This is a genomic window from Streptomyces sp. 71268 (genome assembly GCF_029392895.1).
In the GTDB taxonomy this organism is placed as follows: domain Bacteria; phylum Actinomycetota; class Actinomycetes; order Streptomycetales; family Streptomycetaceae; genus Streptomyces.
On record NZ_CP114200.1, the window covers coordinates 4597228 to 4613918 of the forward strand.

General features: G+C 72.1%; 16 protein-coding genes. 15 read left to right on the forward strand and 1 reads right to left on the reverse strand.

The features are described from left to right. The 13 genes from OYE22_RS17885 (at position 1) to OYE22_RS17945 (ending at position 12370) form a co-directional block, all read left to right on the forward strand. Positions 1 to 147 (forward strand): hypothetical protein, encoded by a 147-nt coding sequence (locus OYE22_RS17885; RefSeq protein ID WP_277321347.1) that lies wholly within the window; start codon positions 1 to 3, stop codon positions 145 to 147. Positions 148 to 188: 41 nt separating this feature from the next. Then, positions 189 to 941, forward strand: a complete 753-nt coding sequence (fabG, locus tag OYE22_RS17890) for a 3-oxoacyl-[acyl-carrier-protein] reductase (RefSeq protein WP_348652219.1) — start codon at positions 189 to 191, stop codon at positions 939 to 941. Then, positions 938 to 1441: a polyketide synthase dehydratase domain-containing protein gene (locus tag OYE22_RS17895; protein ID WP_277321348.1), complete on the forward strand. Its 504-nt coding sequence runs from the start codon at positions 938 to 940 to the stop codon at positions 1439 to 1441. The genes fabG and OYE22_RS17895 overlap by 4 nt, the downstream gene beginning before the upstream one ends. Before the next feature lie 52 nt (positions 1442 to 1493). After that, the gene (locus OYE22_RS17900) at positions 1494 to 1970 is read left to right on the forward strand and encodes a hypothetical protein (protein ID WP_277321349.1); all 477 of its coding nucleotides are present in this window, start codon (positions 1494 to 1496) and stop codon (positions 1968 to 1970) included. Beyond that, positions 1970 to 3250 (forward strand): beta-ketoacyl-[acyl-carrier-protein] synthase family protein, encoded by a 1281-nt coding sequence (locus OYE22_RS17905; RefSeq protein ID WP_277321350.1) that lies wholly within the window; start codon positions 1970 to 1972, stop codon positions 3248 to 3250. Before OYE22_RS17900 ends, OYE22_RS17905 begins: the two co-directional genes overlap by 1 nt. After that, a complete protein-coding gene (locus OYE22_RS17910; protein WP_277321351.1) occupies positions 3247 to 4290 on the forward strand; it encodes a beta-ketoacyl synthase N-terminal-like domain-containing protein in 1044 nt (347 codons plus the stop codon). Before OYE22_RS17905 ends, OYE22_RS17910 begins: the two co-directional genes overlap by 4 nt. Next, on the forward strand, positions 4287 to 5096 hold the full coding sequence (locus OYE22_RS17915; protein ID WP_176162538.1) for an alpha/beta hydrolase: 810 nt from the start codon (positions 4287 to 4289) through the stop codon (positions 5094 to 5096). The genes OYE22_RS17910 and OYE22_RS17915 overlap by 4 nt, the downstream gene beginning before the upstream one ends. Before the next feature lie 29 nt (positions 5097 to 5125). Next, positions 5126 to 6700 (forward strand): MFS transporter, encoded by a 1575-nt coding sequence (locus OYE22_RS17920; protein ID WP_277321352.1) that lies wholly within the window; start codon positions 5126 to 5128, stop codon positions 6698 to 6700. 10 nt (positions 6701 to 6710) lie between these two features. Then, a complete protein-coding gene (gene fabD, locus OYE22_RS17925; RefSeq protein WP_277321353.1) occupies positions 6711 to 7805 on the forward strand; it encodes an ACP S-malonyltransferase in 1095 nt (364 codons plus the stop codon). Between the two features lie 29 nt (positions 7806 to 7834). Then, the gene (locus tag OYE22_RS17930) at positions 7835 to 9442 is read left to right on the forward strand and encodes an acyl-CoA carboxylase subunit beta (RefSeq protein ID WP_277321354.1); all 1608 of its coding nucleotides are present in this window, start codon (positions 7835 to 7837) and stop codon (positions 9440 to 9442) included. Continuing rightward, a complete protein-coding gene (locus tag OYE22_RS17935; protein WP_277321355.1) occupies positions 9442 to 9723 on the forward strand; it encodes an acyl-CoA carboxylase epsilon subunit in 282 nt (93 codons plus the stop codon). The genes OYE22_RS17930 and OYE22_RS17935 overlap by 1 nt, the downstream gene beginning before the upstream one ends. Before the next feature lie 182 nt (positions 9724 to 9905). Next, positions 9906 to 11717 (forward strand): biotin carboxylase N-terminal domain-containing protein, encoded by a 1812-nt coding sequence (locus OYE22_RS17940; protein ID WP_277321356.1) that lies wholly within the window; start codon positions 9906 to 9908, stop codon positions 11715 to 11717. Positions 11718 to 11863: 146 nt separating this feature from the next. Then, positions 11864 to 12370: a DUF2867 domain-containing protein gene (locus OYE22_RS17945; protein WP_277321357.1), complete on the forward strand. Its 507-nt coding sequence runs from the start codon at positions 11864 to 11866 to the stop codon at positions 12368 to 12370. A 68-nt stretch (positions 12371 to 12438) separates the two neighbouring features. Here OYE22_RS17945 and OYE22_RS17950 read toward each other — a convergent pair whose 3' ends face one another. After that, positions 12439 to 13305, reverse strand: coding sequence for an alpha/beta hydrolase (locus OYE22_RS17950; RefSeq protein ID WP_277321358.1), 867 nt, complete (start codon positions 13303 to 13305; stop codon positions 12439 to 12441). Between the two features lie 93 nt (positions 13306 to 13398). Here OYE22_RS17950 and OYE22_RS17955 point away from each other — a divergent pair, with 93 nt between their 5' ends. Both OYE22_RS17955 and OYE22_RS17960 read left to right on the forward strand, forming a co-directional pair. Further along, positions 13399 to 13974, forward strand: a complete 576-nt coding sequence (locus tag OYE22_RS17955; protein ID WP_277321359.1) for a TetR/AcrR family transcriptional regulator — start codon at positions 13399 to 13401, stop codon at positions 13972 to 13974. A gap of 319 nt (positions 13975 to 14293) precedes the next feature. Next, positions 14294 to 16690 carry an aminotransferase class III-fold pyridoxal phosphate-dependent enzyme gene (locus OYE22_RS17960; protein ID WP_277321360.1) on the forward strand — a complete coding sequence of 799 codons (2397 nt, stop codon included), beginning with the start codon at positions 14294 to 14296 and terminating at the stop codon, positions 16688 to 16690. Position 16691 lies beyond the last annotated feature (1 nt).

Consider the following 16691-nt stretch of genomic DNA (forward strand, 5'->3'; position numbering starts at 1 on the left):
ATGACCGCAGTAGCCACTGAGACCCAGACCGAGAACTACCCGCTGGTCGACGCCGACTGGGGCCCCGACCCGCTGGCCGACATCCCCGCCGACCTGATCCAGCGGTACGGCTCCATGGACCACGACACCGCGGGCGGCTGCGGCTGACGCCGCTTCGCCCCGATCGCACGGACGAGAGGACGAGAACAGTGACCGAGACCGACATCCAGCGCCCCATGGCGATCGTCACGGGCGGCTCGCGCGGCATCGGCCGCGCCTGCGCCGTCCAGTTGGCGACCGACGGCTACGACGTCGCGTTCTGCTACCGCAGCGGGAACGACGCCGCCGCCGAGACCGAGAAGCTCATCCGCGAACAGGGTGCGCAGGTCTACCACGCGCCCTGCGACGTGGCCGACTACGCCGCGGTGCAGGCGTTCATCAAGGACGCCAAGGCGGCGCTCGGCCCGGTCAGCGTTCTCGTCAACTCGGCCGGCATCGTCAAGGACAACCCGATGGTCCTCATGCCGCACGAGGACTGGCAGGCCGTCATCGACACCAACCTGAACGGCACGTTCAACTTCTGCCGCTCGGTCGTCTTCGACTTCATGAAGCGCAAGGAGGGCGTCATCGTCAACATGTCCTCCATCTCCGGCGTCTACGGCCACGCCACCCAGTCCAACTACTCCGCCTCCAAGGCCGGCATCCAGGGCATGAGCGCCTCGCTGGCCAAGGAGGTCGCCGGGTACGGCATCCGGGTCAACGTGGTCGCGCCCGGCTTCATCGAGACCGACATGACCGAGGCGCTGCCGGAGAAGATCCGCGCCGAGGCCCTCAAGACCATCCCGATGAAGCGCTACGGCGGCGCCGACGAGGTCGCCTACCTGGTGTCCTTCCTGGTCTCCGACCGGGCGAGGTACATCACCGGCGAGGTCATCGAGGTCGACGGCGGAGTGTCGCTGTGACCGTCACCCAGCGGGCCGGGGGCGGCACCGCCGCCCCCGCCGGGCCGGCCTTCACGCCGGTCACCGGCAGGCTGCGGGCCACGCCCATCGACCCGGTGGACGAGATCGCGGTGGTCTCCGAGACGGAGGTCGTCGTCCGCAAGACCGTGCGCGAGGACGACCCGTACCTGGAGGGCCACTACCCCGAGTTCACCGTCTACCCGGGCGCCTTCATCATCGAGTCCGTCTTCGACGCGGTGCTGCGCCTGGTGCGCGCCCACCGGGGCGAGCGGACCTTCGTCGAGCCGGCCGAGATCTCCTCGGTGCGGTTCACCACCGCCCTGCGCCCCGGCGACACCCTCCAGGTGCGCTGCGTGTGCCAGCCGGGCCACGACGACGCCGGTAACGACACCGTGCGCGTCGTCGCGCACTGCACCAACGGGGAGGCCAAGGCGGCACTCGTCAAGATGGCGTTCCGCGTGCTTCCCACCGAGGAACCGACCGGATCGGGCGCCGCCTGACCGGCCACCACCGGTCCACCGGCCGCCAGGCCACCCAACGTACGGGGACTTCATGATCGACTACGCCGAGCTGCGCGAACTGATACCGCACGCCCACCCGATCCTGCTCGTGGACAAGGTGCTCGACATCGCACCCCCGGACCGGATCACCACCGCGAAGACCGTGACCGGCAGCGAGCCGTGCTACGCGGGCATCGCCCCCGGGGCACCCACCCGCGCCTTCGCCTACCCGCCCGCGCTCCTCATGGAGTCCTGGGGCCAGGGCGGCGCGCTCCTGTGGATGCGGCACGTGAGGTCCCAGGCGCGCGAGCGCAACGGCGGGCTGATCCTGGCCGCCGCCCGGGGCATGGAGTTCCGCCGCCCCGTCTACCCGGGGGACACGCTCCGCCACGAGGTGCGCATCGACCAGTTCGTCGGCGACAACGTGATCATGAGCGGCGAGAGCTACGTGGACGACGAGCTGGTCTCCAAGGTGGACTACGCCATCGCCGTCATGCGCCCCTCCGACGAACTGACCTGGGCCTCCTGATGACCACCGACGTCGTCATCACCGGACTCGGGGTCGTCTCGCCGCTGGGCAACGACCCGGGGGAGTACTGGGAGCGGCTGCTGCGCGGAGAGGTCCCGGTGCGCCCGCTCGTCGCGCCCGGCACCGCCGTCGACGGCACCCACACCTACCCGGTCACCGACGCCCCGCGCCCGGCCCCGCACCCCGGCGACGAGCCGGGCCGGGCCAGCGGCTTCGCGCTGGCCGCCGCCGGCGACGCGCTGCGCGACGCCGGCCTCGCGGACGCCGGGCCCGCGGTCCTCGACGGCGTCGGCATGGTCGTGGGCACCGGCAACGGCGACAGCGACCTGCGCGAGGCCGAGCGCGACGGCCGTCGCGAGCTGACCGGCCTCCAGTGGTACCCGTACGACACCCAGGGCCTGCTCGCCGAGCGGCTCGCGCTGCACGGCCCGGGCCTGACCGTCTCCACCGCCTGCGCGGCCGGCGCCTACGCGGTGGCCATGGGCGCCGAGATGATCCGCGCCGGCGAGGCCGAGGTGGTCCTCGTCGGCGGCACCGAGGCCGTCTCGCGGCCCGCCGTCGGCGCGTTCCTACGCCTGGGCGCCGCCGAGCCCGGCCCCTGCCGCCCCTTCGACACCGACCGGGCCGGCACCGTGTACGGGGAGGGCGCCGCCTTCCTCGTCCTGGAGTCGGCCGCTCACGCGCGCGGCCGGGGCGCCAGCCCCTACGCCCGGGTGCTCGACTCCGGGTGGAGCTGCGACGCCTTCCACGAGACCGCGCCCGACCCCGAGGGCACCCAGGCGCTGCGCGCGGTACGCGAGGCGCTGCACCGCTCCGGGCTCGGCCAGGGCGACATCGGCGCAGTGCTCTGCCACGGCACCGGAACGCCCGCCAACGACGCGGTGGAGAGCCGCACCACAGCCGCCCTGCTCGGGCCGCGCACGCCCGACGTACCGGTGACGGCCATCAAGGCCTCGCTCGGCCACAGCGGCGGCGCCGCCGGCGCCTTCTCCTGCCTGACCGCCGCCCTGGTGCTGCGGGACGGCGCGGTGCCGCCGGTCGGCACCCTGCGCGAGCTGGACCCGGCCTGCGAGCTGCGGGTGGTCCGGGACGCGCCGCAGGCCAGCGCCGGCAGCGCGGTCCTCGTCAACGCGTACGCGTTCGGCGGCAACAACATCTCCGTGGCCATCGCGGCCCTGGAACCGGGCGCGACGGACCCCGCCGCGACCACCACGACCGAGACCCACGGGCGGGCCGCCAGGCCCGGGCGCCCCGTGTCCCCACGGGAGGGAGCAGCGTGAACGTGTCCACCTCGGCACCGGTCGCCATCACCGGCGTCGGCGCCGTCAGCCGCCCCGCCATCGGGGCGCGGGAGCTGGCCCGGGCCGCCGACCTCTGGCGCACCGAGCCGACCGACGACGAACGTCCCTGGTCCGTGGCCGAGTTGGACAACTTCGCGCCCGCCGAGTTCCTCGGCAAGCGCGGCTGGCGGTTCCTGCCCGAGGCCACCCGGGCCGCGCTCGCCGCCGTCCAACTCACCCTGGCCCACGCCAACGAGGCCGCCGACGGCGCCACGGAGCACGCCCCCGAGCGGGTCGGCGTCGCGCTCGGCACCAACTTCGCGGTCGACGCCGTCGTGGACCGCATCGACCGGGCCCTGCTCGCCGAGGGCATCGCCGGCATCAGCCCCGTCGAGTGCCCCAACTTCTCCGTCAACGTCCCCGCCGGCCGGCTCGGCATCGCGCACGGCCTGCGCGCCTTCAACATCACGCTGGTCAACCCGCTCACCGCCGGACTGGAGTCGGCGCTGGTCGGCGCCCGCGCGATGGCCGCCGACCGGGCCGACGCGGTGCTGGTCGGCGCCGTCGAGGGCCGCCCGCCGGCCGCCGCCCGCACCGTCACCGGGCCCGGCGTGGACGCGGCCGGCGCCTGCCTGCTGCACCTGGAGCGCCCCGAGCGCGCCGCCGAGCGCGGCGCCACCGTGCACGCCCTGCTCACCGGCGGCTCCCGGCGCACGGTGCCCGGCAACCCGGCCGCCGCCCAGCGCGTGCTGGCCGCCGCGCTCGACGCGCTGGGCACCCCGCCCGGCGTGCTGCACCTGTCCCTGCCGGCCACCGGCGGCGCGCACGCCGCCCAGGCCGCCGAGGACTGGGCCAAGACGCGCGGCGCGACCACCGCCCTGACCGTGACCACCGGCGCCCCACAGGCGTCGGCCACGCCCGTACTCGGCCTGGCCCAGCACCTGGTGCGCGGCGTGCGCGAGAGCGCCGTGGTCGGCGCCCTCGGCCCGCGCGGCAACCTCACCCTGCTGCGCCTCGAACCGCCCCGGAGCCGGGCATGAGCCCCGAGTCCGGACCCGCCCCGGTGAAGGCGTCGCTGCTGTACGGCGAGGAGTTGGCCGTCCACCGGTTCGCCGAGCTGCCCGCCGCCGCGCTCGTACACGGCCTGGAGGACGACTGGAGCAGCTACACCAAGCTGAGCCAGCTCCTGTCCGGGCGCTTCCGCAGCTTCCCGCTCGACATGCCCTGGCGCTCCGGCGGCACCTACCGCTGGCGCGCCCGGGCCACCAGCGGGCAGTGGATCGAGGGCGGCCTGCAGATGATGCCCGAGCCGGTCTCGGTGCTCATCGCGCACTCCATGGGCGCCAACTCCGTGCTCCAGTGGCTGGCCTCGGGCGCCAACCCCAAGCTGGACGCGCTGATCCTGCTCTCACCCTTCTACTGGTCGCCCACCCAACCCGTGGACTGGGCGATCTTCGACGGCTTCCGGCAGCAGTTCGCGGCCGTGATGACCGCCGGCCTCCAGACCCGGCTGGGCCCGCGGGCCCACACGATGGACCCCGACATCTTCAACACCATGGTGCGCAAGATGTTGGAGAAGATGGGCCCCCAGGCGTTCCTGGCCCTCTTCGACCAGTACAGCGCGGCGTCCTCGCTCGCGCTTTCCCACGTATCGGTTCCCACGCTGGTGATCGGCAGCCCCAACGACCCGGGGATGCTGGGCGATCGTGCCGATGCGCTCCAGGCGGACATGCCCAGCGCCGAGCTGTGCATGGACCCCCGCTTCAGCCACTTCTGCCACGTGGAACAGGCGCAGGAAGTGGCCGATCTGATCATCGCGTTCGTGGACCGCCAGCGGGCGGGCTGACACCGAGACGAAGGGCACGAGGACACCTCATGTCGGGAAACACCCTGCACCTACGGGCGTTGCCACCGCGCAACAAGCCCGGACTGACCCTGCTGGCCGCGCTGCTCGGCCTGTTCATCGCGCTGCTCGACGTCACCGTCGTCACCGTGGCCATGCCGACCATCGGCGACGACCTGGACGCCACCTTCGACGACCTGGAGTGGGTGGCCAACGCGTACATGCTGGCCCTGGCCGTCCTCATCGTCACCGCGGGCCGGCTGGGTGACCTGTTCGGGCAGCGGGCCATCTACGTCATCGGCGTGGTCATCTTCCTCGCCGGCTCGGTGCTGTGCGCCGCCGCGGGCGAGATCACCCTGCTCGGCGCCGAGCACATCACCACGATGCACGTGGGCCGCGTGGTCCAGGGCGTGGGCGGCGCCGTCGTCATGCCGCTGACGCTGGCCATCGTCTACTCCTCCTTCGAGGGCAAGGCGCGCGCCAAGGGCATCATGATGTGGGGCGCCGTCGGCGGCCTGGCCACCGCGCTCGGCCCGCTGATCGGCGGCCTCCTGGTGGACCACGCCGGCTGGGAGTGGATCTTTCTCATCAACGTACCGATCGGCGCGGTCGTCATCTTCGCCGCCCTCGCCGGCATGGGCGCCGACCAGCGCCGCGCGAGCAGCGGCAACTCCATCGACCTGCCCGGCCTCGTCACCCTCAGCGCCTCGCTGCTCTGCGTCAACCTGGCCCTGATCAACGGCAACTCCTGGGGCTGGACCTCCACCCGGGTGCTCGGGCTGCTCGGCGGCGGCGTCGTCCTGCTGGCCGGCTTCCTGGCCGTCGAGGCCCGCTCCAGGGCGCCCATCATGGACCTGAGCTGGTTCCGCCGGCCGTCCTTCGGCGGCAGCATCGCCACCTCGTTCCTGCTCGGCGCCGGCATGTTCTCGGTGATCTTCTACCTGTCGATCTACCTCCAGACCGGCCTGGACCTCAGCGCCCAGGAGACCGGCGTGCGGCTGCTGCCGATGACGCTGATGCTGATGATCGGCGCGCCGGTCGGCGGCCGGATCGTCGCCAAGGCCGGCGTGCGCAAGGCCCTGGTCTTCGCGATGACCCTGATGGCCGTCGGCATCGCGCTCTACACGCTGGCCGACCCCAAGGGCGACTCCGGCTCCTGGACCCTGCTGCTGCCCGGCATGCTGCTGACCGGCCTGGCCATGGGCGTCGCCATGCCCGTCGCCTCCGAGCTGACCATCTCCTCCGCCCCGCAGGACCGAGTCGGCGTGGCCGCCAGCGCCGGCACCATGATCCGCCAGGTGGGCAACGCGGTCGGCATCGCCATCATGGGCGCGCTGATGAGCAACCGCACCGACGCGGCCACCGAGGAGATGACCGACCTCCAGCGCAAGGGCGAGGCGACCGCCGAGGCCGCCGCCGCGCTCAAGCAGAAGGCCGTCACCGAGGGCATGGAGTACGGCGCCTGGTACGCCGCCGCCATCACCCTGGTCGGCGCGGTCCTGGTGGTCCTCTTCGTACGCGACACCAAGCCCGCCACCCCGCCGACCGCCCCGCCGCGGTCCCGCCCGGACGACACGATGCGCCTCAGCAAGCTGCCGAGCGCGTGAGGAGTACGCCTTGACGCACACCGACACCCAGCACCCCGAGGCCACGGCCTCCTCCGCGGCCCCGGCAGCCACGGGCTCCGCGACGGCCCCGGCCACCGCGGCGGCCCCGGCCGCCTCCGGCGCGGGCGAGGCCGAGGGTGAGCGCGGCAAAACCGCGTTCCTCTTCCCCGGCCAGGGCTCGCAGAAGGTCGGCATGGGCCTCGACCTCGTCGCGGCCCGCCCCGACCTGGTGGAGACCTACTACCGGCAGGCCGACGACATCCTCGGCATCCCGCTCTCCAAGCTGTGCTGGGAGGGCCCCGAGGACGCGCTGCGCGACACCGCCATCACCCAGCCCGCGGTCTTCCTCACCAGCCTGGTCACCCTCGACGTGCTCGGCGACCGGGGCGTGCACCCCGACGTCGTCGCCGGTCACAGCCTCGGCGAGTACACCGCCCTGGTCGCCGCCGGCGTCCTGGACTGGCGCGACGCGCTGCGCCTGGTGCGCCGTCGCGGTCAGTTGATGGCCGGCGTCAACGAGGAGGTGCCCGGCGCCATGGCCGCCGTGCTCGGCCTCGACCTGGCCACCGTCGAGGAGATCTGCGCCGAGGTCGCGGCCGAGACCGGCCAGGTCGCCGAGGTCGCCAACGACAACGAGCCGGGCCAGTCGGTCGTCTCCGGCGAGGCCGGCGCCATCGAGAAGGTCCGCGAGGCCGCGCAGCGGGCCGGTGCCATGAAGGCCATCGCCCTGCCGGTCGGCGCGCCCTTCCACTGCGCGCTGATGCGCGGCATCGAGGAGGAGTTCGCCGCCGAACTCGACCAGGTCACCTTCCGCGAGCCCAGCACCCCGGTGGTCTCCGGCGTCACCGCCGACTACGCCACCAGCGCGCGCGGCATCACCGAAGCGCTGCGCCGCCAACTCGCCGGCCGGGTGCGGTGGACCGGGTCGGTGCGGTTGATGGCCGCCTCCGGCGTCACCCACTTCGTCGAGGTCGGCCCCGGCAAGGTGCTCAGCGGCCTGTGCCGACGCATCGTGCCCGACCTGGCGTCGTTCACCACGGGCGACGAGCGCCGCATGGCCAAGACCCTCGACGCCCTCGCACCCACAGCCGCCGCGGCGGCCTGACACCAGCAAAGCCCAGGGGGACGCGCACCATGAGCATCACCGACGATCGGCGGATCACCACCGACGACCTGCCCGAGGACCCGAGCACCGGCGGGCTGCCCGAACAGCTCCTGAAACTAAGGGAGTTGAAGGAGGGCATCTACGCGGGCGACCCGGTGGCCACCGAGCGCCAGCACGCCAAGAACAAGCTCACCGCCCGCGAGCGCATCGACCTGCTCCTCGACGAGGGCTCCTTCCACGAGATCGAGACGCTGCGCCGACACCGCGCCAGCGGCTTCGGGCTGGAACACAAGAAGCCGCACACCGACGGCGTCATCACCGGCTGGGGCACCGTGCACGGCCGTACCGTCTTCGTCTACGCGCACGACTTCCGGATCTTCGGCGGCGCGCTCGGCGAGGCCCACGCGCAGAAGATCCACAAGCTGATGGACCTGGCCGAGTCGGCCGGCGCCCCGCTGGTCTCCCTCAACGACGGCGCCGGCGCCCGCATCCAGGAGGGCGTCACCGCGCTCGCCGGTTACGGCGGCATCTTCCAGCGCAACACCCGCTGCTCCGGCGTCATCCCGCAGATCTCCGTCATGCTCGGCCCCTGCGCCGGCGGCGCCGCGTACAGCCCCGCGCTGACCGACTTCGTCTTCATGGTCCGCGAGAGCTCGCAGATGTTCATCACCGGGCCCGACGTCGTGCGCGCCGTCACCGGCGAGGAGATCAGCCAGAACGGCCTCGGCGGCGCCGACGTGCACGCCTCGGTCTCCGGCGTGGCCGCGTTCGCCTACGACGACGAGGAGAGCTGCCTGGAGGAGGTCCGCTACCTGCTGTCGATGCTGCCGCAGAACAACCGCGAGACCGCCCCCGTCGAGGAGACCGAGGACCCGGCCGACCGCAGCACCGACGCGCTGCTCGACCTGGTACCCGGCGACCCCAACCGCTCGTACGACATGCGCCAGGTCATCGAGGAGATCGTGGACGACCACGACTTCTTCGAGGTCCAACCCACCTGGGCCACCAACATCATCTGCGCCCTGGCCCGGCTCGACGGACACGTCGTGGGCATCGTCGCCAACCAGCCCGCCTCGCTCGCCGGTGTCCTGGACATCCACGCCAGCGAGAAGGCCGCGCGCTTCGTGCAGACCTGCGACGCCTTCAACATCCCGCTGGTCAGCCTCGTGGACGTGCCCGGCTTCCTGCCCGGCGTCGACCAGGAGCACGGCGGCATCATCCGGCACGGCGCCAAGCTGCTCTACGCGTACTGCAACGCCACCGTCCCGCGCGTCCAGGTCATCCTGCGCAAGGCGTACGGCGGCGCGTACATCGTCATGGACTCCCGCTCCATCGGCGTGGACGTCTCGCTCGCCTGGCCCAGCAACGAGATCGCCGTCATGGGCGCCGAGGGCGCGGCCAACGTCATCTTCCGCCGCGAGATCGCCGCCGCCGACGACCCGGACGCGGTACGCCAGCAAAAGATCAAGGAGTACCAGAGCGAGCTGATGCACCCGTACTACGCGGCCGAACGCGGCCTGGTGGACGACGTCATCGACCCGCGCGAGACCCGCTCCGCGCTGATCAGCTCGCTGGCCATGCTCCGCACCAAGCACGCCGACCTGCCCTCCCGCAAGCACGGAAACCCGCCGGTGTGATGGGCGCGACCAGGCACGGCGGCGCGCCCAGCGCCGTCCACGAGCAGCCCACCGCGGGCACCGCGCCCGCGCCGACCGACGACGCCCACCTGCGGGTCGTACGCGGCGCGCCGGGCGCCGAGGAAGTCGCCGCGCTCGCCGCGGTGTTCGCCACCCTGGCCCAGGGCGCGCGGCGCGGCCCGGCGCGCGGCCCGGGCCGCCCCCGGGTGAGCTGGGACCATCCGGGCCCCGGCCGCGCCGGCGCCCTCGGCTACCGCGCGCCCGGGTCGTGGACCGCATGAGCGGCGCCTTACCCGGGGCGCCCGGGACGCGGGCCGCCGCGGCGGGCGGTCGGCCCGCCGTGGCCGGCACGCCTGACGGCACTCGGCCGTTGACGAAGGTGACGACGCCGGCGGCGTCGTCAGCGGAGCTGACGCACCCGGCCCGGGTGACGCGGCCGGTGGGAAAAGGGAATCGGAGACCCATGCGCAAGGTGCTCATCGCCAACCGTGGCGAAATCGCTGTCCGTGTTGCCCGTGCTTGTCGGGATGCCGGGATCGGGAGTGTGGCGGTGTACGCGGACCCGGATCGGGACGCGTTGCATGTGCGGGTTGCTGATGAGGCGTACGCGTTGGGTGGTGACACTCCGGCCACCAGTTACCTGGACATGGGCAAGGTGTTGGCCGCGGCGGCCGAGTCCGGCGCGGACGCGGTCCACCCCGGTTATGGCTTCCTGTCGGAGAACGCGGACTTCGCCCAGGCCGTACTGGACGCGGGATTGACCTGGATCGGCCCGCCCCCGCAGGCCATCCGGGACCTGGGGGACAAGGTCGCGGCCCGCCACATCGCCCAACGCGCCGGCGCTCCCCTGGTGGCTGGTACCCCCGACCCGGTCTCCGGTGCGGAGGAGGTCGTGGCCTTCGCCCGCGAACACGGCCTCCCGATCGCGATCAAGGCGGCTTTTGGTGGCGGCGGACGGGGCTTGAAGGTGGCCCGCTCGCTGGAGGAGGTCGCCGAACTCTACGACTCGGCCGTGCGTGAGGCGGTGGCCGCTTTCGGGCGGGGTGAGTGCTTCGTGGAGCGCTACCTGGATCGGCCGCGGCATGTGGAGACCCAGTGTCTGGCCGACCAGCACGGCAACGTGGTCGTGGTCTCCACCCGCGACTGCTCCCTCCAGCGCCGGCACCAGAAGCTCGTCGAGGAAGCCCCGGCACCGTTCCTGTCTCCGGAGCAGAACGCGGAGTTGTACCGGGCGTCGAAGGCGATCTTGCGTGAGGCCGGGTACGTGGGCGCGGGCACGTGTGAGTTCCTGGTCGGTCAGGACGGCACGATCTCCTTCCTCGAGGTCAACACCCGTCTTCAGGTGGAGCACCCGGTGACCGAGGAGGTCACCGGTCTCGACCTGGTCCGGGAGATGTTCCGGATCGCCGATGGCGAGGAGTTGGGGTATGACGACCCGCCGGTGCGGGGTCATTCCTTTGAGTTCCGGATCAATGGTGAGGACCCGGGGCGTGGGTTCTTGCCGGCGCCGGGGACGGTGACGCGGTTCGCGGGGCCCTCGGGGCCTGGGGTGCGGTTGGACGCGGGCGTGGAGTCGGGGTCGGTGATCGGTCCGGCCTGGGACTCGTTGTTGGCGAAGTTGATCGTCACGGGTGCCACGCGGCGGCAGGCGTTGGAGCGGGCCGCGCGGGCGTTGGAGGAGTTCGAGGTCGAGGGGATGGCGACCGCGCTGCCCTTCCACCGCGCGGTGGTCGCCGACCCCGCGTTCGCCCCCGAGCGCTCGGGCTCGACCGAGGCGTTCACGGTGCATACGCGGTGGATCGAGACGGAGTTCGTCAACGACATCAAGCCCTTCACCCCCGGCGAGAGCGCCGGTGAGGACGGTGAGGGCGAGGGCGTCGGTCGTGAGACCGTGGTCGTCGAGGTCGGTGGCAAGCGCCTTGAGGTCTCCCTCCCCGCCTCACTCGGCTTCGCCCCAACAGCCGCCAACGGCAACGGCGCTGCGGGCGGCGCGGGCAAGACCAAGCGGAAGAAGACCAGGAGCGCGGGCAGCGCGGCCACCGGTGACGCGCTGGCCTCCCCGATGCAGGGCACCATCGTCAAGGCGGCGGTCGAGGAGGGCCAGCGGGTGGAGGAGGGCGACCTCATCGTGGTCCTGGAGGCCATGAAGATGGAGCAGCCGCTCAACGCCCACCGCGCCGGCGTCATCCACGGCCTGGAGGCCGCCGTCGGCGCCTCCGTGTCGGCCGGCGCCGTCATCTGCCAGATCAAGGACGAGAAGCTCGCCACCGTGTGAGCGACCGCGCGGCGCCCGCCCGCCGTGGTGGGGCGGGCGCCGGGGGAGTGGGGCGAGCGGTGTGCGCGTGCGCGGAGCGCGCGGGCGCGCGTGCGAGCCTTGGGCCGAGACCGAAACAAGCCAGCAGGACGCAGAAGGAGAGCGACGTGGCGCGAGGACCTGTCGTCCGCAAGTCCGCCGAGGCCGTGAGCCCGAGCGGGGAGAAGAGCCTGGGCGGTGTCGATCACGTGGACACGGTGGCGGTGGACGTCGCCCCCGGCACCACCCCGGCCGAGTTCGCCAAGGCCATGATGAGCTCGCCACCGAAGTGGGTCATCGCCCTGATGTCCCTGCGCGACAAGATCGTCAAGCCGTTCGGCCTGCGCGGCGGCGCCGTACAGGAGCCCGGCGAGGTCGTCCCCGGCGCCAAGCTCGGCCCCATGCGGGTCATCGACGTCTCGGCCGACGAGGTGGTGGCGGGCAAGGACGACAAGCACCTCAGCTACCGGGTGATCTTCGTCGTACGGGACGGGGCGCACGGCACCGAGGGCGCGTGCAGCACCGTCGTCCGCTACAACCAGCCCTCGGGCAAGCGGTACTTCACCGTCATCCGCCCGTTCCACAACACGATCATGTCCAGCTTCGCCCGGCGCGGCGGCGCCACCCTGGCCTGATCCCGGTCTCGCCCGCGCCCGCCGGCCGCCGCTCCCCACCGGGGCCGGCGGCCGGCGGCGTCCGTCGGTCAGCCCGTGAGGAACGCGCGGACGCGCCGGTTCACCTCGGCCGGGTTCTCGATGAACGGGAAGTGGCCGACCCCCTCCAGCATCACCCCGTCCGACCCGGCGGGCAGCGCGGCCACGATCCTCGCGAGCGTCTCCCGGTCGGTGCTGGGGTCCTCGCTGCCGTGCAGGTACAGCGTCGGCTGGGTGGGCAGTGCGGCCAGCAACTCTCCCCCTTCCCACCGGTCGGTGCCGTACGTCTGTGCGGGGAAGTTCTGCCGGTACAGCTCAAGCGCCAGCCGCAGGCGCGCCGGATCGCGCACCGCGTCCTTGCCCGCCTCGATGTCGCGAGCGAGGTCGACGCCCGGAAGTGAGCCGCTCCAGTAGTCCCAGAGCCAGTCCAGGTAGGCGAAGTTCTCCTGCGGGACGATCTGTTCGGCCACGGTCATCTGGAAGAAGAAGAAGTGACCGAGCTTGTGAATCATGGCCGGATCCAGCGGCTTGAGGAAGCGCACCGGCGGGATGGTCGCCACCACGGCCTTCGACCACCGGCCGGGCGCCTGGGCCGTGGCGCCCCACGTGGTGTAGGCCCCCCAGTCGCTACCGATGATCACCGCGTTCGCGTCGCCGCCGAGCGCCTCGTGTAAGCCGTTGGCGTCGGCGACGAGGTCGGCCAGCCTCATGCTGCCGTCCGGCGGGATCTGGGTGGGGGCGAATCCTCGCATGGACGGTGCGACGGCCCGGTACCCCGCGTCGGCGAGGACCGGTATCAGGTGTCGGTACACATGGGGCGTCTCCACCATGCCGTGGAGCAGGAGCGCCAACGGGCCGTCGCCCTCCTCCGCGTAGGAGAAGTCGATGCCGTTGGCGGTGACGCGGTCGTGGCGCACGAGGACAACCCTTCGCCGGGTTCGAGTGGAGCGAACGTTCCATCCAGAGCGTACACAGATTGGAATGAACGTTCCACCGGTAGGGTGTTCGACATGGTCGCGACACTGGGCACCCGGGCGCGGATACTCGACGTCACCTCGCGGCTGATGATGCGCCAGGGGTACGAGGGCACCGCCATCAAGCAGATCGCCACCGAGGCGCGGGTCGCCCTCAGCTCGGTCTACCACTTCTTCCCCGGCGGCAAGCAGGAGTTGGCGACGGCGGCGGTGCGCCACGCCGACGAGCACTTCGCCCAGATGCTGCGCGACGCCCTGGCCACCAAGGACGACCCGGCCGATGCGGTGGTCGCGCTGGCCTGGGTCGTGGCGGAGTACCTGCGCGACTCGGGCTGGCAGGACGGCTGCCCGATCACGGCCACCGCCCTGGAGACGCTGGGCCGGATACCCGACATCCAGCAGGCCGTCGAGGAGGCGTTCGAGCGCTGGCGCGGCCTGGTCGCCGAGAAGTTCCAGCACGCCGGCATCGCCGAGCAGGACGCCCGGGACCTCGCCCACACCGTGATCAGCACCCTGGAGGGGGCCGAACTCGCCGCGCAGGTCTCCCGTAGCGCGGAGCCCATGGCCATCGCCGGGCGCCATCTGTCCCGACTGGTCAACACGTACCGCTAGGCGCGGCGGTGGCCGCCGGGCGCGGTGGTGAGCGGAAGCGGAACGCGCGCCGTCGCATGACGGGCGGCCGTCCGCGCGGAACGGGGAATTCACAGTAATTCGCGCCGGATAAACAGGCTTTGTCGCTTCCACATGGTGGACCCGTCGCCCGGAACTCTGCCTTCTCCCGCTCCGCTGCTGCACACTGGGCGTCTCCGCACAATGCGCTAGGAATGGAACTTTCTGCTCCCATTATTGACGTGAGGATGCGATGAAGCCCTTCAATGCGACGCCTCCGCTCATAGACGCAGACGCACTGGTGAAAAAGGACCAGTCCCGATTGATCCACCCCCATCTGCCCGGCGATTCAGCGGAACGCGTCGTCATGGTCGAGGGCGCCGGCTGTCGGTTACGCGACGCGCACGGCAGGGAATACCTGGACGCCACCGGCGGGCTCATGCTCGCGCACGTCGGTCACGGCCGCCGCGAACTCATCGAGGCCGCGGCCGGGCAGATGTCCCAACTCGCCTACTACAGCAGCTTCCACGAGTTCACCAACGCGCCCTCCATCCACCTGGCGGAGCGGCTCGTCGAGCTGGCGCCCGCGCCGATGGAGCGGGTGTACTTCACCAGCGGCGGCGCCGAGGCGGTCGACGCCGCCCTGCGCATGGCCCGGCTCTACCACCACCGGCGCGGCGAACCGGAGCGCACCTGGGTCCTCGCCCGTAACTTCGGCTACCACGGCATCACGTACGGCGGCGCGGCGGCGACCGGATTCCCCATGTTCCACCAGGGATTCGGCCCCATGATGCCGAACGTGCGGCACCTGACGCCGCCGATGCCCTTCCACCCCGAGCTGTACGGGGGCGAGGACCCCACCGAGTTCTGCCTGCGCGAACTGCGCGAGATGATCGAGGAGATCGGCGCCGAACGGATCGCCGTCATGATCGGCGAGCCGATCCTCGGCGTGGCCGGCGTGGTCGAACCGCCCGCCGACTACTGGCCACGGGTGCGCGAACTCCTGACCGCGCACGGGATTCTCCTGGTCCTGGACGAGGTCATCACGTCGTTCGGCAGGATCGGACGGTGGTTCGCCGCCGAAGCGCTGGGCGTCGCGCCCGACCTCATCGTCACGGCCAAGGGCCTGACCTCGGGCTACGTCCCGCTCGGCGCGCTGCTGGTGGCCGACCGGGTGGCCGACGTCGTCACCCGCGACGAGGGGTTCGTCGGCGGCTACACCTACAGCGGCCACCCCACCGCCTGCGCGGTGGCGCTGGAGAACCTGGCCATCGTGGAGCGGGAGAACCTGCTCGCGGCCGCCACCGACGTGGGCGACCACCTCGGCGCCCGACTGCGCCGGCTGGAGGAGCTGCCCATCGTCGGCCAGGTCCGGCAGGTCGGGATGATGATCGGCGTCGAGCTGACCCGGGACCCCGACACCGGGGAGCCGATGTCGGCCGAGTGGGTGCCGCCGCTGGTGCGCGAGCGCGCCGGGGTCATCGTGCGCAACAACCCGAACACCGTGCTGATCAGCCCGCCCCTGGTGATGAGCCACGACGAGGCGGACCGGGTGGCGGCGGCGGTGGCCGACGTGCTCACCGAGCGGGCCACCCGGTCCACCCGCCAAAAGGCCGTACCGGCGGCGCCGGCCCCCTCGGTGCTCGACGCGGCCTGGTCGCGGCCGCCGGCCATGTCGGACGTGCTCGCCGCCGCCATGGAATGGCACTTCAACCCGAAAACCGGTTCCCGTTTCTGGCTGGAGCGGGCCAAAAGCCTGGACTTCGACCCGCGCACGGACATTCGCACCGAGGCCGATCTCGCGCTTTTCCCGAACATCGTGGACGAGTTACGGGACGTCCGCATAGCGGATCTCGTGCCACGCGGATACGGGGACGAACGTGTTCCGGTGGACGTGTACGAGAGCGGCGGCACGACCGGCTCGCCCAAGCGCGTCGCCTGGCTTCCCGACCACCACGAGAAGCTGTGCGCCTGGCACAGCGAGGTCCTCGACGACCGAGGCGTCCCGCGCGATGTGAACTGGCTGACGATCGGCCCGAGCGGCCCGCACATATTCGGGCCGATAAGCCGCACCATGGCGCACCGCAGGGGCGGCGTCCCGTTCTCCGTCGACCTCGACCCGCGGTGGGCCAAGAAGTGCGTCGCGCAGGGCAGGTCCGAGGAGACCAGGAGATACCTGGAACACGTCCTGGACCAGGTCGAGTGGATCCTGCGCAGCCAGGACGTCGGCGTCGTCTTCACCACGCCGCCGCTCCTCGAGGCACTGGCCGACCACGAGGAGATGGCCGACCTCATCAACCGCAAGGTGCGCACCCTCATCTGGGGCGGCGCCTCGATGAGCGTCGATACCCGCGGCCTCCTCAGGGACGAGGTCTTCCCCGACGCCCAGTTGCTCGGCTTCTACGGCAGCACCATGGTCGGCGGTGGCATGTACGAGCGGGCCGGTCTTGCCGCCGACGCCCCGTCCACCTTCGACCCGCCGTACCCGTTCATCAGCATGCGCGTCGTGGACCCGGACACCGGGGAGCCGGTGCCGTACGGCGAACGCGGCCAGGTGGTCATGAACCACGTCAGCCGCGCCATGCTGATCCCCAACAACCTCGAGCGGGACACCGCGCTGCGGCTCCCGGGCGCCCCGGGCTTCGGTGGCGACGCGGTCGCCGACATCAGGCCGGTTCCGACGTTCGCCGGCACGGCCGTGGTCGAGGGGGTGTACTGAC